The sequence below is a fragment of the Pseudomonas sp. IT-347P genome, assembly GCF_949768005.1.
Lineage (GTDB): Bacteria > Pseudomonadota > Gammaproteobacteria > Pseudomonadales > Pseudomonadaceae > Aquipseudomonas.
The window spans coordinates 1-262 of the sequence record NZ_CATKPQ010000041.1 but is presented as its reverse complement, the minus strand read 5'-3'; the positions used below and the strand labels follow the sequence as shown (position 1 = coordinate 262).

General features: G+C 65.3%; 1 protein-coding gene. It reads left to right on the top strand.

Annotated elements, in window-relative coordinates; translation table 11 throughout:
• Nucleotides 1–262: hypothetical protein (locus ACM6IV_RS16245; protein WP_414870769.1), on the top strand; the 262-nt coding region annotated here is incomplete at both ends.

Sequence of the window (262 nt, the reverse complement as noted above, 5' to 3'; positions counted from 1 at the left end):
TCGGCCCCAGCCAGATCAAGGGCAACCGCCTGCTGATGCAGGGCGATCGCCACTATGACTACGACGCCTTCGGCAACCTGATCCGCGAACGCCGAGGCCGCGCGCAGACACTCGTCACCGAATACCGCTACGACTGCCAGCACCGCCTGATCGGCCTGACCCGCCCCGACGGCCAGACCGCGTCTTACGCCTACGACGCCTTCGGCCGGCGCATCCGCAAAACCGTCAATGGCGACACTACCGAATTCTTCTGGCAAGGCGA